This is a genomic window from Streptomyces sp. NBC_00704, assembly GCF_036226605.1.
In the GTDB taxonomy this organism is placed as follows: Bacteria; Actinomycetota; Actinomycetes; order Streptomycetales; family Streptomycetaceae; genus Streptomyces.
The window spans coordinates 552,424-578,043 of record NZ_CP109000.1 but is presented as its reverse complement, the minus strand read 5'-3'; the positions used below and the strand labels follow the sequence as shown (position 1 = coordinate 578,043).

The window sequence follows — 25,620 nt, the reverse complement described above, 5'->3', positions numbered from 1 at the left end:
TCCGTCCCGGACGTCGGCGTCGCAGGCCGGTCGCCGTGGACCGTCAGCGGGCGACGCGGGCGACGAGCACGCAGGCGTCGTGGTCGCGTCCGGTCTCGCCGCACTCCTCCACGACCGTCCGCAGGCAGTCCTGTGCGGTGCGCGCTCCGTCCAGGCGGGGGGCGAGGCCGAGGAGGCGGTCGGCGGACAGGCTCTCGGTGTGCAGCAGGAGCACGTCGCCCTCTTCGAGGGTCTCCTCGGCCTGCCCGTAGACGGCGCGTGAGGCGGCCCCGAGGAGTACGCCCCGCGGCGCGTCCAGCCGGCGCCCGGTCCCGGCCCGGAACAGCAACGGGGCGGGGTGTCCGGCCTGCGCCCATGTCAGGGTGCGGGTGTCCGGCCGGTAGTGGCAGCACAGGGCGCCGGCCAGGGCGGGTTGGACGGTGGCGTCCAGCAACTGGTTCAGCCAGGCCAGGAGTTGGCCGGGCCCGGTGCCCGCCATGGCCATGCCGCGCAGGGCGCCCAGCAGCATCGCGGTGTGGGAGGTGACGGCCGGGCCGTGGCCGGTGAGGTCGCCGACGCCGAGCAGCGTGCGGCCGCCGGGCAGTTCGAGGGCGTCGTACCAGTCGCCGCCGGACGGCGCGGCCGTCGCGGCGGGCAGCCGGCGGGCGGCGAGGTCCAGGGAGCCGTCGCTCCCGCCGGGCAGGTTCAGCGGGCCGCGCCAGGACGGCAGGACCGCCTCGCGCAGTTCGGCCGCGAGCCGTTGCTCGGCCCGGTCGTGCTGTCGCTGCCGCTGGAGGGAGTCGCGGCTCTCGCGCACCGCCCGCTGGCTGCGGCGCAGTTCGCTGACGTCGCGCAGGACCGCCCACATGGAGGCGGTGCCGCCCTCGGCGTCGAGCACGGGCTCGCCCATCATGTGCACGGTGCGCGGCTCGCCGTCCGGGCGGACGACGCGGAACTCGCCGTCGATGGGCCGGGCGTCGACCAGGCAGCCGGTGACCATCGAGGTCAGCTTCGGCCGGTCCTCCTCCAGGACGAGCGAGGGCAGTTCGTCCAGGGTGAGGGCGGGGGCGGCGGGGTCGCGGCCGAGGATGCGGCAGAGCTCCTCGGACCAGAGGGCCTCGTCCGTGAGCAGGTTCCATTCGGCGCTGCCGACCCGGCTGAGGAGAGACTCGCGCCGGTCGGCCGCCGGTGCGGCGGGCGCGGTGCGGACGGCCGGCGTGGGCGGGGGCCCGTCCCGTAACTGGGCCAGGTGCGCGTCGAGGTCGTCGAGTTGGTGCCGGGCGAGTTCGTAGAGCGCGCGTTGCCAGCGGCCTCGGGGGTCCGCCTGGTCGCCCGGGGCGGCCGGCCGGACGGCGTCCATGTCGCCCTTGAGTCGTCGCGTCTGCGTGATCAGCGCGTCCACCGGGCCGCGTCCTGGCGGCTGGGCGGCTGAGCGGTCCGCGGAGACATGGGGCGGCATGACGCACTCCGATACGGGACGGTTCGACGAGGGCTGACACAACGGCCGTCACGACTGTTGCACAGCGCGCGACGACGTGTAAGTGCTTTGGCAACACCCGATTCGGTGGTGCTTCTGGCATATGCCACTGTCCCTCGGGCGGTGCGGAGGACCGCCCTCCGGGAGGTTCCGGTCGGCCCCAAGTCGTATGTGGCGTACGTGACTTGAGGGACGGGTGGGGGAGCGGGGGAGACCGTCAGTCATGTGTTCGACGGCCCTGTGTTCTCCGTTTCGCGAGGCTGCGCTCTCTGCCGCAACTGCTGTGATGCAGGTCACAATAATTGGACCGCGCTTTCGCGTAATGCGAAAGCCCCTTGCGAGGTCGTACATGCATGGACATCACTCTGGAACAGGCCGTCCACGCGCGTCTGATCACCGCGGAGGACCAGGAGCTGCCCGTGCCCGCCACGCTCCGCTACGACTCCGCCGAGCCGTTCGCCGTGCACGTCGACTTCCCGCCGGAGGTCTCCCTGGAGGGCGAGCCGGTCACCTGGACGTTCGGCCGCGGCCTGCTGGAGCGGGGAGTGAGCGGCCCGGCCGGGACCGGGGACGTGCGCATCTGGCCTTGCGGCCCGGACCTGACGGTGATGGAGTTCCACTCCCCGCTCGGCCTGGCCCTGCTCCAGTTCGACACGGGCGCCCTGCGCCGGTTCCTGCTGCGCAGCTACGCGGTCGTCGCGGCGGGGCGCGAGGACGTCACGGCCGCGGTCGACCGGGGTCTGCAGGCCCTCCTCGGCAACGTCTGAGGCCCGCGCGCAGTCAGCGGCCGGTCCCCGCGTACAGGCCCGGGCGCGGGGGGAGTTCGACGGCGGTGCGCGCGCCGCTCTCCAGCGCCCTGACCCCCGCCTCGGCGACGACGGAGGCCGCGTAACCGTCCCAGACGCTCGCGCCGGTGACCTCGCCCCGCCGGGTCGCGTCGACCCAGGCCTGCACCTCGCGGTCGTAGGCGTCCGCGAACCGCACCAGATAGTCCACGGGCACGTCGCTCCCCGCGGAACCGCGCGCCGTGACGAGCATCCCGTGGTCGTCGCCGACGCGCGCCGCGCCCGCCTCGCACACGGCCTCGCAGCGCACCTGGTACCCGAAGCCGCAGTTGACGAAGACCTCCACGTCCACCAGGGCGCCGCCTTCGGTCTCGAACAGCACGAACTGCGGGTCCAGCAGCCCCTCGGGGGCGCCCGCGGAGGCGCGGGGCCGCATCACGGTAACCGCGGTCAGCTCCTGGCCGAGCAGCCAGCGGGCCGCGTCGATCTCGTGCGACACCGAACTGTCGATCAGCATCGCGCTGGTGAAGCCCGGCGGCGAGGACACGTTGCGGTGCACGCAGTGCAGCATCAGCGGCCGCCCGAGCCCGCCGTCGTCCAGCAGCGCCTTGAGCCGCCGGTACCCGGCGTCGTAGCGCCGCATGAACCCGATCTGCGCCAGCCGCCGCCCGCGCCGCAGTTCCGCCTCCATCACCCGCAGCGCCCCGGCCGGCTCCGGGACCATGGGCTTCTCGCACAGCACCGGCAGATCCCGGGCGAACGCCGCGAGCAGGGCCTCCTCGTGCGCGGGACCGGGAGAGGCGATCAGCACGGCGTCGACGCCCGGCGCGTCGAGCGCGGCCGACGCGTCCGCGTGGACCGTCACCGCGTCGATCCCGGCGACGGCCTCCTTCGCGCGCGCGACGTCCGGATCCGCCACGGCGGCGACCCTGGCGCCGCTCACCACGCGGTCGAGCCGGCGAACGTGGTCGGCGCCCATGTGTCCGGCGCCCAGCACGGCGACGCCCAGCAGGTCGGCCACCCCTGATCTCCTCCCCGGTCGACGATCACGGCGTAGCGTACGCCGCCGGGGAAGGCGGGCCGGAGGGGGCCGTCGTCAGTCGTCAGTAACGCAGCACGCCGGCGAGGCCGTCCACCGGGTCCAGGGCGCCGTCCGGGAGGAAGCGCACCTCCGCGCCGGTCTCCAGGCACTGCTCGACGATCTCGTCCACGATGTCCTCGCGGGCGTCGAGGTCGCCGCTCGCGGCGGGGACGAGGTGCTCGCCGTCGTCGCGGACCGTGACGCGGTAGTTCTCCTCGACGGCGAGCAGCCGCACCCGGCCCTCCCGCGCGCTCTGCCACAGCTCGTCCACGCCCGCCGCGAACGTCCGCTGCCCGCGGGCCGAGTCGAGTTCCGCGGCGACGGCCTCGGCGTCCCGCCGGGACCGCTCGTCGAGCGCGGGACGCACCGCCTGCCACACCGCCTCGGGTGTGCCGTGCGACAGCCCGCCGTGCGCGAGGTGCACGGCGTTGCGGACGGCCGGGCCCTGCTCGTCGAGGAGAGCCAGCGCCGCCGGCTCGCCGGTGACGTACAACGGCAGCGGATTCTCGCGCTGGAGCCGTGCCACGGCGGCCTCGGCGTCCCGCAGGAAGTGGCGGGTGTCCTCGTCCCGGAAGGTGCTGGGCTGGTCGCCGATCCGCTGCCGGCGCTCGGCGTCGAAGTTCTCCCGGCTCCTGGTCAGCGGGAACCCGCCGCCGCGCGCCTCGGTGACCCGGTCGTCGCCGCCGTGCCACAGCGTGACGCGGTCGGCGGAGACCGACAGCACCCGGAAGGGACGCTCCGAGGCCTGCGCGGAGACCAGGTTGCGGGTGAGGAACGTGTCGGAGAAGACGACGCGTTCGGGCACGGCCCGGGCCAGCGACCACACCTGGTGCTCGCCGGGGGCGGCGTAGATGACCAGGCCGTCCTCGCTGTGCGCCAGATCGATCTCGGCCAGCGCCCGGTCCAGCTGACCGGCGACGTCGGCCCGCCGCTCGCGGGTGACCGCCGGATCGTGCTCCAGCTGCTTCTTCGCCTCGGCCACGACATTGCGCAGCCGGACGCGGTCCTGGGCGTTCTCGGGTTCGCGCCGGTGGGTGGGCGTCAGCACGGACACCGCCGGATAGGGGCGCGGGCGGCGCAGTTCGGAGAGGGTCGCGGGGCTCAGTGCGTGCTCCATACGAGCACGATAGGGCCGATCCGCATATCAGGCATTCGGGGCAATGTCGGCGCATGCGCGCAATCCGCTTGCGCCGCGAAATGCCCGTGGCCGGACGGTGACGGCGACCCCGGCCGCCGGTTACCGTACGCGTCAGTAACCGGGACAGCACAGCACAGGAGGCACCATGCCGCAGCTCGAAGTCGACGGCGCAGCCCTGACGTACGACGACGAGGGCCCGCGCGACGGGGACGGAGTGCCCCTGGTCTTCGTGCACGGCTGGACGGCCGACCGGCACCGCTGGGACCACCAGAGCGCGCACTTCGCCGCGCGCCGCCGGGTGATCAGACTCGACCTGCGCGGGCACGGCGAGAGCGGCGGAGCGGGCGTGCGGACGGTCGCGGAACTGGCCGCCGACCTCCTCGCCCTCCTCGACCATCTCGGCGTGCGGCGGTGCGTGCTCGTCGGCCACTCGATGGGCGGCATGATCGCGCAGACCGTCGCCCTCTCCCACCCCGGACGCGTGGAGCGCCTGGTGCTCGTGAACTCCATCGCGCGGATGACCTACAGCCGGGGGCGCGGCCTGCTGATGGGCGCCTCCACGCTTGTCCCCTTCAAGATGTTCGTCGCCGCCAACATCCGGCGCGCCTTCGCCCCCGGCCACCCCAAGGACGAGATCGACGCCTACGTCGCCTCCTCCGCCGGCACCCCGCGCGAGGTGGTCATGACGCTGTACGGCGCCATGCGCGCCTTCGACGTCCTCGACCGCGTCAGGGAGATCCAGGCGCCCACCCTGATGATCCACGGCTACCACGACATCCAGCTCCCCGTGCGGCAGATGCTGCGGATGGCCATGGCCTACCCCGACGCCGTCGTCCGCATCATCGACGCCGGACACGAACTCCCGGTCGAGAGGCCCGCCGAGCTGACCGCCGCGATCGACGCCTTCGTGACCGACAGGCCCGGTGGGGCCGACAGGGCCGGCGTCGTCGAGGAGGCCGCCGCGGCGGACGGCGCCGGCGAGGCCGAAGGGGCCGGCCGAAGCGAACGGATCGTCTGACGCGCACGGCCCTTCGGCCGAAGGCGTCCGGGTCCGCCGCCTTCCGGTCCGCCTCCCACGACGACGGCGGCCGGAGCCGGTCCGCTCAGTCGGCGTCGTCGTCGGCGCCGCACGAACTGCCGCTGGGCGGGAGGGAGCCGTACAGCAGGAAGTCGTCGACCTTGCGGTGCACGCACTTGGACGTCCCGTACCCGGTGTGCCCCTCGCTCCTGTTGTCGAGCACCACGGCCGACGGCCCGAGCCGCTTCGCCGTCTCCACGGTCCAGCGGTACGGCGTCGCCGGGTCGCCGCGCGTGCCGACGAGGAGCATCCTCGGCGTGCGGAGGTCCTTCACCTCGTCGCGGATGAAGTCGGTGCCCTTCGGGCGGCCGTAGCACATCAGCACCTCCGTCAGCCGGTAGCGGCCGAACACCGGCGACGCCTTGTCGTAGGCCGCCCGCAGCCGCCGCAGGTCCGCGGTGACCTGCCGGGCGGTCGGGCGGTCGGGGTCGTCCGCGCAGTTGATCGCCATCAGCGCGGCGGGCAGGTTGTCCGGCGGGACGTCCTCGGCGTCGACGAGCGCGCCGGGCGAGGGCCCGGCGCCCGGCGACCGGAGCGGGAAGGGCAGCGGGAGCGCGATGCCGCCGCCGGCGAAACCCAGGACCCCGCTCGCGTCGCCGCCCTCGATCAACTGGGCCAGCGCCCGCTCCAGCAGCGGCCACAGCTCCCTGCTGTACAGCCCCTGGCCGATGGCCCCGACCAGGTCCTGACCGGTGAAGTCGGCGCCGAAGTCCGTCGGCAGCGGGTTCTCGTCGAGCGAGCGGACCAGCCGCACCACGCCCTCGCGGCCCATCCGCGGATCCCGCCCGAGGGGGCAGGCGATGTCCTTCACGCACCAGCCGACGAAGTCGTCCAGCGCCATCTGCTGCCCGCGCGCGCCCGCGAGGCCCTGCTCGGTGAGCGGCTCGGTCAGCGTGTCGACGCCGTCGAGGACCATCCGGCCCACCTTGCCGGGGAACTGGGCGGCGTACACCGCGCCGAGCCGGCTGCCGTAGGAGAAGCCCAGGTAGTTGAGCTTCTTGTCGCCGAGCGCCTGGCGGATCACGTCCAGGTCCCGTGCCGCGTCGACCGTGCCGATGTGCGGCAGGACGGGCCCGGAGTGCTCGGCGCAGACGGCGGCGGCCTTCTTCAGCCGGGGCAGCAGGGCCTGCGGATCGGCGAGGGCCGTGTCGTCGTCGAGCGAGGCCAGGGCGCTCTGCTGTCCGTTGCCGCAGCTCACGGGGGAGGAGCGGCCGACGCCCCGCGGGTCGAAGGCGACCACGTCGTAGCCGTCCGTGAGATCCATGAACTCCTTCCCGCTGTGGGCGAGTTCGGGGACCCCCGCGCCGCCGGGGCCGCCGAAGTCGAGCACCACGGAACCGCGCTTGTGGCCGGTGGCCCGGTAACGGGCGATCGCGAGGTCGAGCGTGGCCCTGCCGGGGTGGGCGTAGTCGAGCGGGACGGTCACCTTGGCGCACTGCAGATCCTTCGGCATGCCGTCGCCCCTGCACGCCGACCAGACGACCTTCTGGTCGTGGAACCGGGACAGGTCGAGCGGGTCGTCCGCGTCCGCCCCGCCGTGGGCGGCGAGCGACGGCAGACCCGCGCCCATCAGGGTCAGTGCGGCGGTGGCGGCGAGCGCGCAGCGTCGCAACCCGGGCCGCGTCGACAGCTTGGCCAGCATCAATGCCTCCAGGGACGCCCGCAGCGGTCCGGGACGGCGTCCTCGCTCACGATAAGCGGCGGTCCCGCGGCCCGCCTCCGGGCGGAACGGCCCGGCTCGCGCGGCTCACGGGGCCGGTGGGCCGCGGGCGTCCGGGCCGCGGGTTCGACACCAGTTCGACGGGAGTGACCTCCGAGCGGGTGAAAGAACGTCCAGGCATAACCCGGAACGTGTTGCGGCGTTCTACCCGGTGCGGGCGAGCGCCCGCGACTCATGTCTGGAAGGCAGGGACCCCCCATGAGACGGGTTACCCGAACCGGTGTGCTGGCCGTCGCAGCAGTCTCCGGCGCGATGGCCGTGACACTGCCCGCCCACGCCGACTCCGCGGCCGACGGCTCCGCGGTCGGCTCGCCCGGGCTGATCTCCGGCAACGGTGTGCAGCTGCCCGTGCACCTTCCGGTGAACCTGTGCGGAAACACGGTGAGCGTGGTGGGCGTGCTGAACCCCGCCGCGGGCAACACCTGCGCCAACACGGGCACGTCCACCGGGCACGGCGCGCATCGCGGCCCCTCCGGAGGCCCCGGCGCCGGGACGCACGGCGCGCACCACGCCTCCTCGTCCTCCTCCGGCTCCTCGTCCTCGTCCGGCCACGGCGGCGGCGCGACCGCGCTCGGCGACGCGGTGGGCTCCCCGGGCGTCGTCTCCGGCAACGGGATCAAGCTGCCGGTGGACCTCCCGGTGAACGTCAGCGGCAACAGCGTGAACGTCGTCGGCATCGCGGACCCGGCCTTCGGCAACGTGTCCGTCAACGCCTCCGACGAGGAGCCCGGCGAGCCCGCGCCGCACCCCCCGGTCCGGCACAACCCGCCGTCGCAGTCCCAGCACCCGGGTCCGCGGGCCGAGCCCCCGGCTCACGCCCCGCAGACCATGGGGCCCGTCGCCGCGCTCGCCCGCACCGGAGCCGACGCCGCCCTGCCCGCCCTCGCCGGCAGCACCGCCCTGATGCTCGGCGGAGCGCTGCTCTACCGGAGGTTCCGCCCGAGCACGGAGCGCTGAGCGGCGGACGGGCGGACGGGCGGACGAGCCGCGGGCCCCGGTGGTCGAGGGGTCGCGGCCGCGCCCGGCGGCGGGGCGGGCGCCGGGGCCCGCACCGACCTCGCAGGAGTCCGTCCGTCCCGTCCGCCCTGTCCCGTCCGTCCTGTCCCGTCGGTCCCGTGCGTGCCGGCTGTCCGGTCCGCGCGGTGTGGCGACGCAGGTCGCGGAGGTGTGCCACGGGTGCGGTCCCGGCCCGCTAATCACGTTGTGCGGGGGCGGGCACGGGTGCTGGAGTGGCGGCATGGATCATGCCGAGGTACTCGCCCTGTACGACCGGGAGATGCGCGAAGGCGCGCGCCCCGAGAGCTCCGACGCCCGGATCGAGAGGGCCGGCGGCGTGGTCCGGCACGTGGGCGGTGACGGCGGCTGGAGCGGCGTGCTGTGGTCCGGCCTAGACGCGGCCGACGCCGACGCGGCCATCGCCGAGCAGATCGCCTACTTCGGCCGTCTCGGCCACGAGTTCGAGTGGAAGCTGTACGGGCACGACCGTCCGGCCGACCTCGGGCGGCGGCTCGTGGCGGCGGGCTTCGCGGCCGATCCCGAGGAGACCCTGATGGTGAGCGGGACGAGGGAGCAACTCGTCGACGCCCCGCCGCCCGAGGGCGTGCGCATCGTCACCGTGACCGACCGGGTGGGCGTCGAGCTCATGGTCGAGGCGAACGAGCGGGCCTTCGGCCGCGACGGCTCCTGGCTGCGCGACCTCCTGCTCGCCCGCCTCGCCTCCGACCCGGGCGAACTGGTCGCCCTCGTCGCACTGGCGGGGGACGTGCCGGTGAGTTCGGCGCGGATGGAACTCGTCCCGGGCACCGGGTTCGCCGGCCTGTGGGGCGGCGGCACCGTCGACGGCTGGCGGGGCCGGGGTCTCTACCGCGCGCTGATCGCCCACCGCGCCCGCATCGCCGCCGAACGCGGCTACCCGTACCTCCAGGTCGACGCCTCCGACCAGAGCCGCCCCATCCTCGGCCGCCTCGGCTTCGCCGCGCTGACCACGACGACCCCGTACGTCTACGCGCCCTGACGTCGACCGGCGCGCCCCGCCTCCGGGGTCAGCGGCGCGACTTCGCGCGGTCCAGTGCCGCGACGCCCACCGCGGCCAGCCCGATCTGGATGAGCCACTCGATCCAGTCGACGCCCTTCGTGTCGTCCACGCCCAGGCCCGCGGCGAGCAGGGAGCCGACCAGCGCGGCCGCGATGCCGACCCCGATCGTCCACAGCACGCCGATGCGCTGCCGCCCCGGCACGACGAGCCGCCCGAGCACGCCGATGACGATGCCGATGAAGATGGCACTGATGATGCCGTCGATCTCCATCTCCGCCCCTCCGCTTCTCCGTGGGAGCCCGTTGACCGGAGCCCGCTGACCGATGTCTGCCCACGCGGGGGCGGGACAGTCCGTTCCGCTCCGCTCCGGTACGGCCGGATCGCCGTCGAGCCGTCCCGACCGCGAGGGGACGCGTGACGGCCGGGGCGACCCGGATCCTCGGGTCGGCCCGGCCGTGCTTCCGGGGCGGAGGGGACTACGGGGTGGGGGTGGGGGTGCGGGTGCTCCGCATCGCCGTGGCAATGCACATCAGGCCGAGGAGCAGGGCCAGCGCGCCGATGACGATGTTGTTGACCGCGACACCGGCGTCCGGGCTGTCGCCGACCACCCACGGCGCGACGATCATCCAGATGCCCGCCGCGCACATGGCCCAGCTCAGGCCGTACATCCGGGCGGGAGCCGCCGTGAAGCCGAGGCCCAGCAGGGCGATCGCGATGCCGACGATCAGGTTGTGGGTCACGAGGGCGGGCTGACTGGCGGTGTAGTGCAGGACCCACGGGGACACGGCGCAGTACAGACCGAGCAGGAACACCGGTCCGTCCACGAGTGCCACGTCACGACCGCCGAGCATGCGGGCGTAGCGGGCCTGCATCTCATGCACGTCGGGGTGCGTCGACATGTCGCCTCTGGTGGGCGAGACGTTGGCCATGATCTGTCTCCTTTGACTCTCAGGGCCGACCGCTTCGGTGCGGTGTGCGGTATGTGCCGCGCATGTTCATTGTGCTCTTATTAATCCTTTATGTGTAGGGTTCGCGCCGGCGGATCCGCCCTCGTCCGCCGGGTGGACCGGGCCGGGCGGGCCAGGCCGGGTGGACGGTTCGCACCGGATCCTCGTGCGTCGCCGGTGCGTCGTATCGTGGCGCCATGAGCGAGTCGCCGAGTCCGCGGGACGCCGGCCTGACCACCGGCGCGCTGGCCCACCGGCTCGGCGTCGCGCCCACCACCTTGCGTTCCTGGGACCGGCGCTACGGCATCGGGCCCGCCGTGCGCGCGGACGGCCGGCACCGGCGCTGGCGGCCGGGCGACGTGGCCGTGCTGGAGGCGATGTGCCGGCTCACCTCGTCCGGCGTGCCGCCCGCCGACGCGGCGCGCGCGGCGAAGGAGGCGGTGCAGCGGACGTCCGCCGAGCCCGCGGGCGCTGCCGTCGCGGGGGCGGACCCGGCCGGTGAGTGGGCCTCGGCGCCGGACGTTCCCGGCCCCGACGGCGGCGACGTCCGCCAGGAGTGCCGGGGCCTGGCCCGGGCCGCCGTGCGGCTGGACGCGCCGGCCGTGGGGGAGATGCTGGAAGCGGCCGTGCGACGGCACGGGCTCGCCGTCGCCTGGCAGGAGGTGATGGTCCCCACGCTGCACGCCGTGGGCCGCAAGTGGGCGTCGTCCGGCGACCGTTACGTCGAGGTGGAGCATCTGCTGTCCTGGCAGGTCTCCACCGCGCTGCGCCGTGCGCCCCACGCCGTCGTGCCGGGCGGGCCGGAGGGCGCGCCCGGGCCGGTGCTGCTGGCCTGCGTGCCGGGCGAGCAGCACAGCCTGCCCCTGGAGGCGCTTCACGCGGGCCTTCTCCAACTCGGCGTCCCGGCCAGGATGTTCGGGGCGGCCGTGCCCGTCGAGGCGCTCACCGCGGCCGTGCGGCGGCTGGGCCCGGTCGCCGTGGTGCTGTGGGCGCAGACGCGCTCCACCGCCAGCCTGCCCCTGGCCCGGCATCTCTCCGACACCCGCTGGGGCGTCACCGGGGCCCGCCGGGCTCCGACCGTGGTGCTCGGCGGCCCCGGCTGGGCCGGCCGCTCCGCCCCGGGCCTGCCCCGGCCGACGGGCCTGAGCGACGCGCTGACACTGCTGGCCGGCGTGCACGGATCGCACGGGCCGCAGGGATCGCACGGATCGCACGGGGCCTGACGGACGGCGACGATCTCACCGTCACCGGCCTGCCCACACGGGTCGCACGCGTCGCACGGGACGGTCACGGCACGGCGTCACATGCGTGCGGGGTGCCGTCCGCCGGCACCCGCAGGCCGCCGGTAGTCGCGGGCCACCGGCGCCCGGTGAGCGCCGGGCCGGGCTCGCGGGCCGGGCTCGCCGGGGCCTCGGTTCAGCTCAGCTTCTTCAGCAGTTCGTCGGCGAGCGGGGCCGAGGAGGCGGGGTTCTGGCCGGTGACGAGGTTGCGGTCGACCACGACGTGCGGCGCCCAGGGCTCGCCGACCTGTACGTCGACGCCCGCCTCGGTGAGCCGGTCCTGGAGCAGCCACTTGGCCTTGTCGGCCAGACCGGCCTGCTGCTCCTCGGCGTTGGTGAACGCGGCGATCCGGTAGCCGGCGAAGGCGTTGGCGCCGTTCTCGGTGACCGCGGCGAGCAGGGCCGCGGGGCCGTGGCAGACGACGCCCAGGGGCCTGCCCGAGGCGAGGGCGTCGGCCAGCAGGCGACCGGAGACGGCGTCGACGGCCAGGTCCTCCATCGGGCCGTGGCCGCCCGGGTAGAAGACCGCCGCGTAGTCGCCGAGGTCGACGTCCTCCAGCCGCAGCGGACGCTGAAGCTCCGTCATGCCCGCGAGCACGGCGGCGACCCGGTCGGCGCCGTCCTGCCCGCCGTTGACCTCCGCGGCCAGGCTGCCCTTGTCCACGGTGGGCACGACGCCGCCCGGCGTGGCGACGACGACCTCGTGGCCCGCCGCCCGGAACGCCTCGTAGGGCGCGGCGGCCTCCTCCGCCCAGAAGCCGGTCGGGTGCTGAGTGCCGTCGGCGAGCGTCCAGTGGTCGGCGCCGGACAGCACGAAAAGAATCTTTGCCATGACTGATCTCCGAGGGGTCGGCGTCGGCGTTCCGCTCGCGGACCGCCGACGTATGGGTTCACCAGCGAACCTAGGCGGTCGGGGCATAGGGATCCAATGCGGATTCCGATGCCCGGTATCGAGGATCCTATGGGCGGCGGAGGAATACTGGCGGGGTGGAACACAGCGACGGCCGGCCCGCCGGCCCCCTCGACCTGAATCTGCTGCGCACCTTCCTCGCGGTGTACCGCTCGGGCTCGTTCACCGGCGCGGCGCAGCTGCTGAGGGTGTCCCAGCCGACCGTGACGACGCAGATGCGGGCGCTGGAACGGCAGACCGGCCGCGAGCTGTTCGAGCGGCTCCCGCGCGGGGTCGCCCCGACCGCGGTCGCCGACGAGCTGGCGGCCCGGGTGTCCGCGCCGCTCGACGAGCTGGCCGTCGTGGCGGGCCCGGACCCCGCGGCGGGCGGGGCCCGGCCGGCCGACCCCGTGCATCTCGCCGGACCGGCCGAACTGCTGTGCACCCGCGCCCTGCCCGCCCTGGCCCCGCTGATGGCCCGGGGCGTCCGGCTGCGCGTCGCCACCGGCCTGACCGACGCCCTGCTGGAGGAACTGCGGGCCGGGCGCCACGACCTGGTCGTCGCCACCACCCGCCCCCGCGGCCGCACCCTGCACGCGGTCCCGCTGACGGACGAGGAGTTCGTCCTCGTCGCCGCCCCGGTGTGGGCCGAGCGGCTGCGGGACCCGCTGGCCGCCGACGGCCCGGCCGCCCTGCTGGGCGTCCCGCTGCTCACGTACGCCGAGGACCTGCCCATCGCCCGCCGCTACTGGCGGCACGTGTTCGGCCGGCGTCTGTCGGGCTCCGCCGCGGTGACCGTGCCCGACCTGCGCGGGGTGCTGGCCGCCGCCGTCGCGGGGGCGGGCGTCACGGTGCTGCCCCGCTACCTCTGCCTCGGCGAACTGGCCTCCGGGGCGCTCGTCGCGCTCCACGAGCCGCCGGACCCGCCGATCAACACGGCGTACCTGGTCCAGCGGCCCGGCGCCGTCGCGAACCCGGACGTGACCGCCGTGCGCGAGCTGCTGCTGAGCGCGGCCCGGCAGTGGTGAGGGACGCTCAGGGACGTTCCCGTGCCCGCCTGAACCGGGCCGGCCCGTCGGCGAGCGCCACGACCGGGTCCGGGTGGTCGAGCGCCGCGCGGTCCGCGCCGGTCAAGGGGCTCCGGGGGAGGGGTTAGTCGCATGCGGCGTGGTCGGCGGGAACGGCGGAGGCGGCCGGGCGGGACCGGCGGGGACCGCTTTCCGCCGCGGCCGGTCAGCGGGCCGGCTCGTGGGCCCGGGCCGCGGCGTCCGCGACCGCCGCCTGGGCGATGTTGCGGGCCATGCCGCCGAAGACGAGCGCGTGGAAGGGCGCCACGCTCCACCAGTAGGCGTGGCCGAGCAGTCCGCGGGGGTGGAACACCGCGCGCTGGTGGAAGCGGGCGCGGCCGTCGGCGCCGGCCTCGGCCCGCAGTTCCAGCCAGGCCAGGCCCGGCAGCCGCATCTCGGCCCGCAGCCGCAGCATCCGTCCCGGCTCGATCTCCTCGACGCGCCAGAAGTCGAGCGAGTCGCCCACCCGCAGCCGGGCGGCGTCCCGGCGGCCCCGGCGCAGTCCCACCCCGCCGGCCAGCCGGTCGAGCCGGCCGCGGACGGCCCAGGCGAGCGGGAAGGAGTACCAGCCGTTGTCGCCGCCGATGCCCTCGATGACCCGCCACAGCGACGCGGGCGGCGCGTCGACGGCGAGGTCGCGGACGTCGGTGTAGAGGCTGCCGCCGGCCCAGCCGGGGTCGGTGGGCAGCGGGTCGCTCGGGGCGCCGGGGACGGAGGCGGAGGACCAGCGGGTGGCGACCTGCGCCTCGCGCACCTTGCGCAGGGCGAGCCGGACCGCCTCGTCGAAGCCCAGGGGATGGCCCGGCGGGTCCGGCACATGGCGGGCGATGTCGTGCTCGTGGCAGACCACCTCGTGCCGCAGCGACTCGGTGAGCGGGCGGGCGATCGAGGCCGGCACGGGCGTGACCAGCCCGACCCAGTGACTGGACAGACCGGGGGTGAGCATCGGCAGCGACACGATCAGCCGGCGCGGAAGCCCGGCGATCGCCGCGTAGCGGAGCATCATCTCCCGGTACGTCAGGACGTCCGGACCGCCGATGTCGAAGGTGCGGCTGACGTCGTCCGGGAGGCGGGCGCAGCCGACCAGGGCGCGCAGCACGTCGCGCACGGCCACGGGCTGGATCCGGGTGTGCACCCAGCTGGGGGTGACCATCACCGGCAGCCGCTCGGTCAGATAGCGCAGCATCTCGAAGGAGGCGGACCCGGAGCCGATCACCACCGCGGCCCGCAGCACGGCGGCGGGCACGCCGGAGTCCAGCAGGATCCGCCCCACCTCGGCACGGGAGCGCAGGTGCGGCGACAGCTCGCGTTCGGGCACGTCGGCCGGGGTGAGGCCGCCGAGGTAGACGATGCGTCGCACGCCCGCCGCCCGGCACCGCTCCCCGAAGATCCGGGCGGCCCTGCGGTCCGTCTCCTCGAAGTCGTCGCCCGAGGCGAGCGCGTGCACCAGGTAGTAGGCGACCCCGACGCCGTCGAGGGCCGCGGCGACCGACGCGGCGTCCGTGACGTCGCCGCGCACGGTCTCGACGTCGCCGGCCCACGGGTGGTCGCGCAGCCGGTCGGGATCGCGGGCCAGACAGCGCACCCGGTGCCCGGCGGCCAGCAGTTCGGGGACGAGCCGGCCGCCTACGTATCCCGTGGCGCCGGTCACCAGGCAGAGCGCTCCGTCGTCGCGGGCCGCTGAGGTCATGGGTCCTCGGTCCTTCGTCTCGTCGGCCCGGGGGCCTGTCCGGCGGTGTCCGCCGGGGCGGGCGACGCCCCGTGGACGATTGCTTGCACATCGCCTCTGCACATCGCTTCCACCCGGGGGCGGCGGGCGGATGCACGCTGGGCTTGTGCGCACGAACGAGTGATCGCGAACGGCGACTACGCTGACCCCGTGGCCACAGCTGACGAGCGTGCGGAGCGGGTGCCGGAAGAGCCGTCCGAGGCGTCCGGCGCGCCGACCGACCTGCACGCCTTCGCCGTCCGGCTGCGGCGGATGAACGGCGAGATCAACCGGCTGGTGCACGGCTTCGCGGGCGACCAGGGACTGCACGCGACGGACGTCCAGGCGCTCGCCGCGATCCTGGACGCGGACGGGCCGATGACCCCCAAGCGGCTGCGCGAGCACCTCGGGCTCACCTCCGGCGCGGTCACCGCGTGCGTGGACCGGCTGGAGCGGGCGGGGCACATCCGCCGGGTCCGGGAGAACGCCGACCGCAGGGTGGTCCACCTGCACTACGCGGACGACGCCCGGTCGGCGGCCCGCGACTACTTCCGGCCGCTGGCCGAGGCGACCCGGGCCGCCCGCGCCCGCTTCACCGAGGAGGAACTGTCGGTGGTGGCGCGCTTCCTCGGCGCGATGGGCGAGGAACTGTCCGGGATCCACGCGCCCGGCCGCTGAGCGGGGCCCGCCCGGCCGGCGCCGGTCGGGAGCACGAGCGTCGCAACGGGGTCGTCGCCGGGCGGACGTGCATCCGGGGACCGGCCGAGGGCAGAAGAACAGGCGACGTCTACGATCGCTCGACGGATGACTTGCTCGATCATCGAGATTGTTTTCCGTCGAGCGTCACGATCGTCGAGCTGTCCGTGACCCGCTGCCCCCGCCCGTCCCGCCTTCGCCGCCCTTGCCCGACCCTCCCCGCCTGCCCCCTCGGAGCTGGAGAACGATGTCTGCCACCCCCCGACGCGCCCGCTGGCTCGTCCCGGTCCTCCTCGTCGCCGTCTGGCTCGGCGTCGGCGGCGTCCTCGGCCCCTACGCGGGGCGGCTGGGCGAGGTCGCCACCAACGACCAGGCCGCCTTCCTGCCCCGCAGCGCCGAGTCGACCGAGGTCGTCACCGCGCAGCGCGCCTTCCGGCAGAAGGAGACGCTGCCGGCGATCGTCCTGTGGACCGCGAGCGGCGAGGCCGCGTCCGGCGCCGGCGGGAAGGCGGCCGGCGGGAAGGCGGACGGCGAGAAGGCGGCCGGCGGCAAGGCGGCCGGCGGGAAGGCGGCAGACGGGGCCGTGCTCGAGGACCGGATCGCGGACGCCGGCCGGGCCCTCGCCCCGCTCGCCCGCGACCGGGACGTCTCGGGCGCGGTGTCGCCCGCACTGCTCTCCGAGGACGGCAGGGCGATCGAGGCCGTGGTGCCGCTGCGCCCCGACCTCGGCGACGATCTCGCCCCCGCCCTCGACCGGATCCGCGCCGCCGCCGAGACGGTCCCCGGCACCACGGTCCAGCTGGCCGGACCGGCCGCGACCCGGGCGGACCTGGGCGACGCGTTCGCCGGCATCGACGGACTGCTCCTCGCCGTCGCCCTCGCCGCCGTCCTCGTCATCCTGCTGCTGGTCTACCGCAGCGTGCTGCTCCCCCTGGTCATCATCTTCAGCGCGGTCCTCGCCCTCGGCCTCGCCTGCGCCGTCGTGTACGCGCTCGCCGACCACGGCCTGGTGCGCGTCGACGGGCAGGTCCAGGGCATCCTCTCCATCCTCGTGATCGGCGCGGCCACCGACTACGCGCTGCTGGTGACCGCCCGCCACCGGGAGGAACTCGCCGCGGGCGCCGACCGGTTCGCCGCCGTCACGGGCGCGCTGCGCGGCTCCTGGGGAGCGATCGTGGCCAGCGCCGCCACCGTCGCCCTCGGGCTGCTCGCACTGCTGCTCAGCGACCTCACCAACAACCGCGCGCTCGGACCGGTCGGCGCCGTCGGCATCGGCTGCGCCGTGCTCAGCGCCCTCACCTTCCTGCCCGCCGCCCTGCTCCTCCTCGGCCGGACCGCCTACTGGCCCTCCCGGGAGCCCGCGGGCAGCAAGGGGCACGGCGTGTGGCGGCGCGTCGCCGACGTCGTCGACCGGGCCCCGCGCCGGGTCTGGGCGGTCGCCCTCGCAGTCCTGCTGGCCGGGGCCGCCTTCGCCCCGGCGCTCGCCTCGCGGGGCACGCCTCTCGACGAGACCTTCGTCGACGACGCCCCCTCCGTCGCCGCGCAGCAGACGCTGAGCCGGCACTTCCCGGGAGGCTCCGGCAACCCCACCGTGATCGTCGCCGACGCCCGCCGCCTCCAGGAGGTCCTCGCCGCGTCGCGGAACACCGAGGGCGTCGCCTCGGCGGCCGCCGTCGCCGCGTCCGGACGTCCGGGCGGCGCCCCCCTGGTGGTCGACGGACGGGTGCGGATCGACGCCACCCTGACCTCCCCGGCCGACGGCGACGAGGCGCTGCGCACCGTGGCCCGCCTGCGCACCTCCCTGCACGCCGTGCCCGGCGCGCACGCCCTCGTCGGCGGCTACACCGCCCAGCGCTACGACACCCTGCGCACCGCCGAGCGCGACCGCACCCTCATCGTCCCCGTCGTCCTCGCCGTCATCTTCCTCATCCTGACGGTGCTGCTGCGCTCGCTGCTGACGCCCGTGCTGCTCGTGGCCACGGTGGCGCTGAACTTCCTCGCCACCCTCGGCGTCTCCGCGCTGGTGTTCCGGCACGTGTTCGGCTTCACCGGCACCGATCCGTCCGTGCCGCTGTACGGGTTCGTCTTCCTGGTGGCGCTGGGCGTCGACTACAACATCTTCCTCATGTCCCGGGTGCGTGAGGAGTCCCTGCGTCACGGCGTGCGCGAGGGCGTCCTGCGCGGCCTGGTCACCACCGGAGGCGTCATCACCTCCGCCGGCGTGGTGCTGGCCGCCACGTTCGCCGCGCTCGGGGTGATCCCGCTCGCCTTCCTCGCCCAGATCGCCTTCATCGTGGCCTTCGGCGTCCTGCTGGACACCCTCGTCGTGCGCTCGCTGCTGGTGCCCGCGCTGGTGCGCGACATCGGCGCCCGCGCCTGGTGGCCCGGACGGCTCGGCCGCGTCCGGGACACGGCGGACGACGCCCCGCCGGCCCGCGGCTGAACATGTTCGCGCCCAACCCGGGAAGCCGGTGTAGGGAGAAGCTGTCCGTTCGCATCGGGAGGTGTCCGCCGCTATGAGCGCGAAGGTCTTGGAGCGATTCCCCGCAGGATCCCCGCGAGGGTCGTGGCCGGCGGAGGAGTACGCGGCACGGCGGCGGGCCGAGGGGGAGCCCGCGACCGTGGTGATGGACCTGAAGTCGGACGCCTTCCTCGTCGTGGTCCCCCTCGGCGAAGAGGACTGACGACCCGTCGGACCGGGAGCCGCCCGGCGGATCCCCTCGGACGGCCCCCGGCGACGCCGGCCGGGCCCGCCCCGGACTCACCCATGGTGGCCACCGGGGCGGCGCCCGGTCGCCGACGGGGGAAGCCGGGCCCGCGCCAAGGGTGTTCGGACGGCGTTCCGGCTCCCGCCCTCGCAACTCCCGCCTCCCGGCTCCGTTACGGCTCCCGCTGGGCAAGACCGCCTGGTCCGCGATGCGAGACCGCCCGGGTTCTTCTTGACGGCCGTCCCGGGCTGCTGCCACGATCAACGACATGACGATGCGACTGGACCTCACGCGGCGACGCCACGTCGACCTCGCGCGTGTCTCCAGCGCCTCCTGTAGCGCCGCGGCCTGATCCCTCCACGCGATCCGCCCGCGCTTCTTTCTTTTCTCCGGCTTTGAGCCGGTAATCCGGTACTTCGGTTCTCCGGTCCGCGGATTCGCCGCTTCAACGGCGCCCGTCCCTCCATGCCCCGGCTCGCCGTCCGTCCGCCCGCCCCGTCCGCCCGGATCCACCGCGCCCGTCTCCCGCCGGCGTCCGCGACATCCGCGGCGCCCGCGGCGTGCGTGCGGTGTGCCCGCAACCACCCGTCCCGCACCAGGAGTTCCGCACGCCCGCCCTGGCCGGCCGGTCCGCCGTCCCCACTGGCGGACCGCCCGCAGCCGCCCGGCAGATCCGACCGCTCCCACCCCGGAGCGCCCCGCCGTGCCGCGGGCGTCCCGGGCTCCTTCGAAAGAGGACCCATGGCCACCGTCCTGTCCGTCTCCGGCAGCCCTTCCGCCTCCTCCCGCACCGGCCGCCTGCTGCGCCACCTCGACCAGCGGCTCGCCGCCCAGGGACACCGGGTGATCCCGCTCGACGTCCGCACGGTCCCAGCCGCGGCCCTGCTCGGCGCGGACTTCCGCCACCCGGCGATCGTCGAGGCGGCCGAACTGTTCGCGCGCGCCGACGGCGTCGTCGTGGCCACCCCCGTCTACAAGGCGTCCTACTCCGGCGTCCTCAAGGCGCTCCTGGACCTGCTCCCGCAGTACGCGCTGGCCGGCAAGACGGTCCTGCCGCTGGCCACCGGCGGCTCCACCGCCCACGTCCTGGCCATCGACTACGCCCTGCGCCCGGTGCTGACCTCCATGGGCGCGGCCCACATCGTGCAGGGCCGGTTCACCCTCGACCAGGACATCACCGCCCACGAGGACGGTTCCGTCACCGTCGCGCCCGCCGCCACCGAGGCCCTTGCCCAGGTCGTCGACGAGTTCTCGGCCGCGCTCGGACGCACGCCGTACCTGGCCGCGGCGAGCTGAACGCGCCGTCCCGCCGCCGGGCCGGTCACCCGGCCAGCGCGGCGAGATGCGCGGTCCGCGAGGCCTGCGTCTGGCCCTGCACCATCAGGAACAGGGCCTCCCTCGCGAGGCGTTGGGCCCGGTTCGTCAGCAGCATCGAACGGCCGCCGCCGGCCACCACCGCCGCCGTGGTGGCAGCCCCCATCAGCTCCGACGCCCGCGCCCTCAGGGCGAGCCGACGCGCACGGTGGTCGTCCGGCGCCGGGGCGTCGGCCAGCGCGTAGGCCTCGTCGCGCAGTGCGGCCAGCCGGGTGCGGAAGGGGGCCGCGGTGTCCTCGTCCAGCAGGGCGAGAGCGCTCCGGGTGACGCCGAACACCGCGGGGCTGACGTTGGCCGTCCTCGCGCGGTCCGTCGCCGCCCATAGCGCGTACGGGGTGCGCAGCGCGACCGCCTCCTCGGGCAGCCACAGGCCGTCCAGCTCCAGGGAGACCGTGCGGGCCGCGGTGAGGGCGGCCAGGCGCATCGGGGCCGACGGCCGCAGGCCGGGCTGCGGGCGGGCCTCGGCGAACGCGAACAGCGCCTCGTCCGCGTCCGTGACGCCGGCCAGCAGCATGACGTCGTTCAGGCCCCACCCCGTGTACCAGGGCACCGTTCCGTCGAAGCGCCAGCCGCCCCGCTCCCGAACGGCCCGCACCGGCGTGCGCGGGTACGCCCGCAGATGCGCGTACGCCACCCCGGACAGCAGCTCCCCGCTCGCCAGCCGGCCCAGCAGCCGCTCGCGCGCCGGGCCTCCGCTCCCGGCCAGCGTGAGCACCGGGGTGTGGTGCTGCGTCTGCACGAACCAGGTCGAGCAGCACGCCCCGGCCAGGATCTCCGCCGTCTCCCGCGCCACCGCCGGGGGCGCCGCCGAGCCCCCGTACTCCTTCGGGGCGTTCAGGCCGGGCAGACCCGAGCGCCTGATCGCGGCCAGGTGCCCGACGGGGACCTCCCCCTGGTCGACGTGTTCGGCCTGCGGGGCGAGGAGCTCGTCGGCCAGCCGCCGGGCGCGGTCGACGAGGGGGTGGGTTGCGGTCATGGGACGCGATTGTTTCCCGGATCCCGGCGCGGGGTGTCGATCCGGGACCGTGCCGTTCGTGTAGGAGATGAGACAAGGGCACGACACGGCACGACACCCCAGGAGGACGCCATGACGCACTACCTGCTCAGCGTGGTCCAGCCCGCCGGCGGCGAACCGCCCGCGGCCGAGGAACTGGCCGGCATCATGCGCCGCGTGCAGGCCTACAACGACGAGCTGCGCGCCGCCGGCGCCTGGGTACAGACGGGCGTGCCGCCCAGCCCGGCGGGGTGGATCATCACCACCGCCCGCAACCGGGCCGTGGACCGGCTGCGCCGCGAGTCCACCCGGGACGCCCGCCAGGCCGAGGCCGTCCTGCTGCACGCCGCCGTACCGCCCGTGGAGGAGGGACCCGTGCGCGACGACCGGCTCCGCCTCGTCTTCACCTGCTGTCACCCGGCGCTTGCCCCGCAGGCGCGGGTCGCCCTGACCCTGCGGCTGCTCGGCGGTCTCACCACCGCCCAGATCGCCCGCGCCTTCCTCGTGCCCGAGCCGACCATGGCGCAGCGACTGGTCCGCGCCAAGGCGAAGATCCGCGACGCCCGCATCCCCTACCGGGTGCCCCGCGACGCCGACCTGCCCGACCGGCTCGGCGCTGTGCTCGCCGTCGTCTACCTGATCTTCAACCAGGGCTGCGAGGGCGACTCCGGGCTGCGCGCGGAGGCCGTCCGCCTGGGCCGGCTGCTGACGGAGCTGATGCCGGACGAACCCGAGGCCACCGGGCTGCTGGCGCTGATGCTGCTCGTCGAGTCGCGGCGCGGCGCGCGCGAGGACGCCGACGGCACGCTCGTGCCGCTGCCCGAGCAGGACCGGGGCCGCTGGGACCGGGACCTGATCGCCGAGGGGCAGGAGCTCGTGCGGCGCTGCCTGCGCCGCGACCGCCCCGGCCCCTATCAGATCCAGGCCGCCGTGCAGGCGGTCCACAGCGACGCCCCGGCCGCCGAGGCCACCGACTGGGACCAGGTGCTGCGGCTGTACGACCAGCTCATGGCCGTCGCGCCGAGCCCGGTGGTGGCGCTGAACCGCGCGGTCGCCGTGGCCGAGACCGAGGGCCCGCGCCCGGCGCTCGACCTGGTCGACGCCCTGCGCCTGGACGGCTACCGCGTCTGGCACGCCGTCCGCGCCGACCTGCTGCGCCGTCTCGGCCGGGCCGCCGAGGCGGCGGCCGCCTACGACGCGGCCCTCGCGCTGAGCGAGAGCCCGGCGGAGCGCGCCTTCCTGGAGCGGCGACGGCGAGAACTGCCCGCCGATCCGGGAATGCATGGCGGCGACTGAAAGGTTGGCATATACATCGAGCTGACGCTCGTGTCGACACCGCAGGCCGTGAGGCCCACACGACCCAGGGCCGACAGGCCCGTGCACCCTCAGCGAGGCACCGTGACCACCGCAGCCACCATCGAACAGCCCGCCGACGTCGTCGCCCGACTGCGCGCCGCCTTCCGCACCGGCCGCACCAGGCCCGTCGCCTGGCGCACGGACCAGCTGCGCCGGCTGCGCGCCCTGCTCACGGACCAGGGCGCCGAACTCGCCGCCGCCCTCCACGCCGACCTGGGCAAGAGCTCCGCCGAGGCCTACCGCACCGAGATCGACTTCACCGTCCGCGAGATCGACCACACCCTGGAGCACCTGGACGGATGGCTGAGCCCCGAGGCCGCCCCGGTCCCGGCCCACCTCGGCCCCGACGCCCGCGCCTGGACGCTGGTCGAGCCGCTCGGCGTCGTCCTGGTCATCGCGCCCTGGAACTACCCCGCCCAGCTCCTGCTCGCCCCGCTGGTCGGCGCCCTCGCCGCCGGCAACGCGGTGGTCGTCAAGCCCAGCGAACTCGCGCCCGCCACCTCGGCCGCGCTGGCCCGGCTGCTGCCGGCGCACCTCGACACCGAGGCGGTCGCCGTCGTCGAGGGCGGCGTCCCGGAGACCACCGCCCTGCTCGCCGAGCGCTTCGACCACATCTTCTACACCGGCAACGGCGCCGTCGGCCGCGTGGTCCTGCGCGCCGCCGCCGAACACCTCACCCCGGTCACCCTCGAACTCGGCGGCAAGTCACCGGCGTTCGTCGACCACGACGTCGATCTCGCCGTCGTGGCCGACCGGTTGGCCCGCGGCAAGTTCCTCAACGCCGGGCAGACCTGCGTCGCCCCCGACTACGTCCTGACCGACCCGCGGACGGCCGCCGCCCTCGAACCCCTCCTGAAGAACGCGGTCGAGACGCTGTACGGCGCCGACCCGCAGTCCTCCGACGCCTACGGACGCATCGTCAACGAACGCCACTTCGACCGGCTCAGCGGTCTGCTCGGCTCGGGCCGGGTCGTGGTCGGCGGCGGCGGGGACCGCGCGGACAAGTACATCGCGCCGACCGTGCTCGCCGACGTCGACCCGAAGTCGCCCGTCATGCGGGAGGAGATCTTCGGCCCGATCCTGCCGATCGTCACGGTCGAGGACCTGGACGAGGCCATCGGCTTCGTCAACGACCGCGACAAGCCGCTCGCCCTCTACGTCTTCACCGAGTCCGACGACACCCGGGACCGCATCGCCGCCGAGACCTCCTCGGGCGGCCTGGGCCTCGGTCTCCCGCTGGCCCATCTCACCGTCTCCGACCTGCCGTTCGGCGGGGTCGGCGAGAGCGGCATGGGCAGCTACCACGGGCGCTACTCCATCGAGACGTTCAGCCACCGCAAGGCGGTGCTGGAGAAGCCGCTGAGCTGAACGGCGGCCGCGACGGGCGACGGTGGCCGGGGCGGGCGGTCGGCGGGAGGCGTCACGGTCGGTCACGCGGGCGGCCTCACCGGCCGTTCACGGGGCGGGTGGTGACGGTCCGTGACGGCCGACGGGCCGAAGCGGACACGAGTGGGCCGAAGTAGTCCGCCGAGGGGCAGCAACGGAACCGGACTTGGCCCGGAACGGAACGCTCCGTAGTCCGATCCGGCCAAATCCATCGGACTTTCGAATCCGGCTGCACGAAACCCCGCCGCCGGACGCCGTGGTGGCAGAAGGTGTGACCGACGCCTTCCGGGGCCCGTGGGTCCCGCACAGCCAGCGGAAGGACCGACGGGTCCGTGAACGACCAGTTCGAACAGCTCACCCGCGACTTGGCGCTCTCCCTGCTCGCCCTGCGGGTCTTCGGCCCCCAGGCCCTCTCCCTGGGACGCCGGTTCGTCGCCGCGCTCGTGAGGGTGGGCGTCCGTGAGATGGACCGCCGCCTCCCCGGGGGCGACCGGTGACCCAGGAGGAGCTGCGCCCCGCAGCGGACCCGCCCACGCCCCGGCTGTCCCTGGACTTCAGCGCCTTCCACCAGATGCACCGCCCCCTCTACGTACGCGAGGCCGAGCGCTGTCTGCGCTGCCGCGCGGACGCCGAGGAGGCGGTCGACGAGGCGTTCGTCCAGCTCGCCAGGGAGTGGTCGCGGATACTGCGCGCCGAGAACCCCGCCGCCTACGCGTGGCGCGTGATGAAGAACCGCGTCATCGACCACGCGAGGGCCCGCGGCCGGCGGGCCACGCTGATGGACACCGCCGTCTTCGAGACCGTCACCCTCCAGGGCGCCGAGGACGCCTACGAGGTGATCGAGCAGAACCTGCGGCTGTTCCACGCGATCTCCACGCTGCCCGAGCGCCAGCGCGACGTCGTCCGGCTGCGCTACTGCGAGGGCTACAGCACCGCGGACGTGGCCTTCCACCTGGGCATCACGGAGGCCGGGGTGCGCTCCCTGGAGCGCTACGCCAAGCGCCGGCTGCGGGAGATCTACACCAGGTGCGCCGAGGAGGAGGCGGAGCGGTCATGACCTTCGACACCACGGGTGACATCGACACCCTGCTGGCCCGGGCGCGGCTGACGCCCACGGCCCCCTACCGCCGCTCGGACATCGAGGCGGCCGAAGCCCGGATCGCCGCCCGCGTCGCGGCGGACGCCGCCGACGAGCACCCGGCGGGGGCGCGCCCGCGGCCCGCACCGGCCGCCCGGCGCACCCCGCGCACGCACCCCGCGGCCCGGGACCTCGCGGCGCTGTGCGAGGCGCTGCTCACCCGCACCGGAGCGCCGGACGGCCTCGGCGGCTTCCTCGGCAGCGCCCTGCCCGAACCCTCCGGGGCGCGGATCCTGGGCAGCCTGCTCTTCCTGGCCGGGTGCGAGGACGGCGCCCGCTTCTGGTGGCAGTACGGCGCGGGCGCGTCCGACACCGTCTCCTCGTACTGCCTCTACCTCCACCACCGGTCGATGGGGGAGGACGAGGAGGCCGACTGGTGGCTGAGCCACACGGAGATCACTCCCGCCACGCTGAGCCGGGAGGCCACCGAGGTCGAGATCGCCACCGCGCTGCACGTGCTCAGCGGACTGCGGCGCGGCCACCGCGGACTGCCGAAGGCGCTGCGGGCGCTGGTGGAGTACGTGCCGGCCGTGGTCGGCTTCGTCGACGACGACCTGGACCTGCCCCTCCCCGACGCGGACCTGGCCGGGATCGTGGCGGCGGCCCTGGCGCACGGCGCCGCGCCGGACGGCCAGCGACGGCGGGCCAGGGCCGTCGCACTGCCCGAACGCCGCGAACCCGCCGTGCACACGGTCACCTCGGCCACCCCCCGCGCGGGCCGGCAGTGGAGCCGAGACGTCTCGGAGGCACTGCGCCGATGCGAGGAGACAGTGGCGCACTGAGG

Annotated in this window: 25 protein-coding genes; 16 read left to right on the top strand and 9 right to left on the bottom strand. The window is 75.0% G+C overall.

Annotated features, from left to right (window positions below; all coding sequences use genetic code 11):
* Positions 1-43 precede the first annotated feature (43 nt).
* Positions 44-1,438 carry a PP2C family protein-serine/threonine phosphatase gene (locus tag OG802_RS02410; RefSeq protein ID WP_329406662.1) on the bottom strand — a complete coding sequence of 465 codons (1,395 nt, stop codon included), beginning with the start codon at positions 1,436-1,438 and terminating at the stop codon, positions 44-46.
* 371 nt (positions 1,439-1,809) lie between these two features.
* Here OG802_RS02410 and OG802_RS02405 point away from each other — a divergent pair, with 371 nt between their 5' ends.
* A complete protein-coding gene (locus OG802_RS02405; protein ID WP_329406659.1) occupies positions 1,810-2,223 on the top strand; it encodes an SsgA family sporulation/cell division regulator in 414 nt (137 codons plus the stop codon).
* Between the two features lie 13 nt (positions 2,224-2,236).
* On the opposite strand, the gene OG802_RS02400 is transcribed toward OG802_RS02405, so the two are convergent.
* Positions 2,237-3,262 carry a Gfo/Idh/MocA family protein gene (locus tag OG802_RS02400; protein WP_329406656.1) on the bottom strand — a complete coding sequence of 342 codons (1,026 nt, stop codon included), beginning with the start codon at positions 3,260-3,262 and terminating at the stop codon, positions 2,237-2,239.
* 82 nt (positions 3,263-3,344) lie between these two features.
* Positions 3,345-4,439: a baeRF3 domain-containing protein gene (locus OG802_RS02395; protein WP_329406654.1), complete on the bottom strand. Its 1,095-nt coding sequence runs from the start codon at positions 4,437-4,439 to the stop codon at positions 3,345-3,347.
* Positions 4,440-4,605: 166 nt separating this feature from the next.
* Between OG802_RS02395 and OG802_RS02390 the strand changes: the two genes are divergently transcribed.
* Positions 4,606-5,478: an alpha/beta fold hydrolase gene (locus OG802_RS02390; protein WP_329406652.1), complete on the top strand. Its 873-nt coding sequence runs from the start codon at positions 4,606-4,608 to the stop codon at positions 5,476-5,478.
* 85 nt (positions 5,479-5,563) lie between these two features.
* Here OG802_RS02390 and OG802_RS02385 read toward each other — a convergent pair whose 3' ends face one another.
* Positions 5,564-7,180 carry an alpha/beta hydrolase gene (locus OG802_RS02385; protein ID WP_329406650.1) on the bottom strand — a complete coding sequence of 539 codons (1,617 nt, stop codon included), beginning with the start codon at positions 7,178-7,180 and terminating at the stop codon, positions 5,564-5,566.
* 276 nt (positions 7,181-7,456) lie between these two features.
* Between OG802_RS02385 and OG802_RS02380 the strand changes: the two genes are divergently transcribed.
* Positions 7,457-8,215, top strand: a complete 759-nt coding sequence (locus tag OG802_RS02380) for a chaplin (protein ID WP_329406648.1) — start codon at positions 7,457-7,459, stop codon at positions 8,213-8,215.
* Between the two features lie 280 nt (positions 8,216-8,495).
* A complete protein-coding gene (locus OG802_RS02375; RefSeq protein ID WP_329406646.1) occupies positions 8,496-9,272 on the top strand; it encodes a GNAT family N-acetyltransferase in 777 nt (258 codons plus the stop codon).
* A 28-nt stretch (positions 9,273-9,300) separates the two neighbouring features.
* Here OG802_RS02375 and OG802_RS02370 read toward each other — a convergent pair whose 3' ends face one another.
* Positions 9,301-9,564 (bottom strand): GlsB/YeaQ/YmgE family stress response membrane protein, encoded by a 264-nt coding sequence (locus tag OG802_RS02370; RefSeq protein WP_329406645.1) that lies wholly within the window; start codon positions 9,562-9,564, stop codon positions 9,301-9,303.
* Positions 9,565-9,769: 205 nt separating this feature from the next.
* Positions 9,770-10,222 carry an SPW repeat protein gene (locus tag OG802_RS02365; RefSeq protein ID WP_329406643.1) on the bottom strand — a complete coding sequence of 151 codons (453 nt, stop codon included), beginning with the start codon at positions 10,220-10,222 and terminating at the stop codon, positions 9,770-9,772.
* 215 nt (positions 10,223-10,437) lie between these two features.
* Here OG802_RS02365 and OG802_RS02360 point away from each other — a divergent pair, with 215 nt between their 5' ends.
* Complete coding sequence (locus tag OG802_RS02360) at positions 10,438-11,463, top strand: MerR family transcriptional regulator (protein ID WP_329406640.1); 1,026 nt, start codon at positions 10,438-10,440, stop codon at positions 11,461-11,463.
* A 193-nt stretch (positions 11,464-11,656) separates the two neighbouring features.
* Here OG802_RS02360 and OG802_RS02355 read toward each other — a convergent pair whose 3' ends face one another.
* The gene (locus tag OG802_RS02355) at positions 11,657-12,352 is read right to left on the bottom strand and encodes a type 1 glutamine amidotransferase domain-containing protein (RefSeq protein ID WP_329406638.1); all 696 of its coding nucleotides are present in this window, start codon (positions 12,350-12,352) and stop codon (positions 11,657-11,659) included.
* Positions 12,353-12,507: 155 nt separating this feature from the next.
* On the opposite strand from OG802_RS02355, the gene OG802_RS02350 reads away from it, so the two are divergent.
* Complete coding sequence (locus tag OG802_RS02350) at positions 12,508-13,437, top strand: LysR family transcriptional regulator (protein WP_329406636.1); 930 nt, start codon at positions 12,508-12,510, stop codon at positions 13,435-13,437.
* 205 nt (positions 13,438-13,642) lie between these two features.
* Here OG802_RS02350 and OG802_RS02345 read toward each other — a convergent pair whose 3' ends face one another.
* Positions 13,643-15,166: an SDR family oxidoreductase gene (locus OG802_RS02345; protein WP_329406633.1), complete on the bottom strand. Its 1,524-nt coding sequence runs from the start codon at positions 15,164-15,166 to the stop codon at positions 13,643-13,645.
* Positions 15,167-15,355: 189 nt separating this feature from the next.
* Between OG802_RS02345 and OG802_RS02340 the strand changes: the two genes are divergently transcribed.
* The 5 genes from OG802_RS02340 to ssuE all read left to right on the top strand — a co-directional run bounded on the left by OG802_RS02340 (position 15,356) and on the right by ssuE (position 19,884).
* Positions 15,356-15,862, top strand: a complete 507-nt coding sequence (locus OG802_RS02340; protein ID WP_393348322.1) for a MarR family winged helix-turn-helix transcriptional regulator — start codon at positions 15,356-15,358, stop codon at positions 15,860-15,862.
* Between the two features lie 265 nt (positions 15,863-16,127).
* Positions 16,128-18,323: an MMPL family transporter gene (locus OG802_RS02335; protein WP_329406630.1), complete on the top strand. Its 2,196-nt coding sequence runs from the start codon at positions 16,128-16,130 to the stop codon at positions 18,321-18,323.
* Between the two features lie 73 nt (positions 18,324-18,396).
* Complete coding sequence (locus OG802_RS02330) at positions 18,397-18,564, top strand: hypothetical protein (RefSeq protein WP_200729250.1); 168 nt, start codon at positions 18,397-18,399, stop codon at positions 18,562-18,564.
* A 292-nt stretch (positions 18,565-18,856) separates the two neighbouring features.
* Positions 18,857-18,940 (top strand): putative leader peptide, encoded by an 84-nt coding sequence (locus OG802_RS35910; RefSeq protein ID WP_393349143.1) that lies wholly within the window; start codon positions 18,857-18,859, stop codon positions 18,938-18,940.
* A 389-nt stretch (positions 18,941-19,329) separates the two neighbouring features.
* The gene (gene ssuE, locus OG802_RS02325) at positions 19,330-19,884 is read left to right on the top strand and encodes an NADPH-dependent FMN reductase (protein ID WP_329406627.1); all 555 of its coding nucleotides are present in this window, start codon (positions 19,330-19,332) and stop codon (positions 19,882-19,884) included.
* A gap of 25 nt (positions 19,885-19,909) precedes the next feature.
* Here the strand turns inward: ssuE and OG802_RS02320 are convergent, their stop codons facing one another.
* A complete protein-coding gene (locus OG802_RS02320; RefSeq protein ID WP_329406626.1) occupies positions 19,910-20,938 on the bottom strand; it encodes an acyl-CoA dehydrogenase family protein in 1,029 nt (342 codons plus the stop codon).
* 186 nt (positions 20,939-21,124) lie between these two features.
* Between OG802_RS02320 and OG802_RS02315 the strand changes: the two genes are divergently transcribed.
* The 5 genes from OG802_RS02315 to OG802_RS02295 all read left to right on the top strand — a co-directional run bounded on the left by OG802_RS02315 (position 21,125) and on the right by OG802_RS02295 (position 25,618).
* Entirely contained in the window at positions 21,125-22,252 is a 1,128-nt protein-coding gene (locus OG802_RS02315; RefSeq protein ID WP_443055433.1) for an RNA polymerase sigma factor, read from the top strand.
* Positions 22,253-22,354: 102 nt separating this feature from the next.
* Complete coding sequence (locus OG802_RS02310; RefSeq protein WP_329406623.1) at positions 22,355-23,680, top strand: aldehyde dehydrogenase family protein; 1,326 nt, start codon at positions 22,355-22,357, stop codon at positions 23,678-23,680.
* A gap of 350 nt (positions 23,681-24,030) precedes the next feature.
* Positions 24,031-24,195, top strand: coding sequence for a hypothetical protein (locus tag OG802_RS02305; protein ID WP_329406621.1), 165 nt, complete (start codon positions 24,031-24,033; stop codon positions 24,193-24,195).
* Positions 24,192-24,755, top strand: coding sequence for a sigma-70 family RNA polymerase sigma factor (locus tag OG802_RS02300; protein WP_329406620.1), 564 nt, complete (start codon positions 24,192-24,194; stop codon positions 24,753-24,755). The genes OG802_RS02305 and OG802_RS02300 overlap by 4 nt, the downstream gene beginning before the upstream one ends.
* Positions 24,752-25,618, top strand: a complete 867-nt coding sequence (locus OG802_RS02295; RefSeq protein ID WP_329406619.1) for a hypothetical protein — start codon at positions 24,752-24,754, stop codon at positions 25,616-25,618. Before OG802_RS02300 ends, OG802_RS02295 begins: the two co-directional genes overlap by 4 nt.
* Positions 25,619-25,620: the final 2 nt, after the last annotated feature.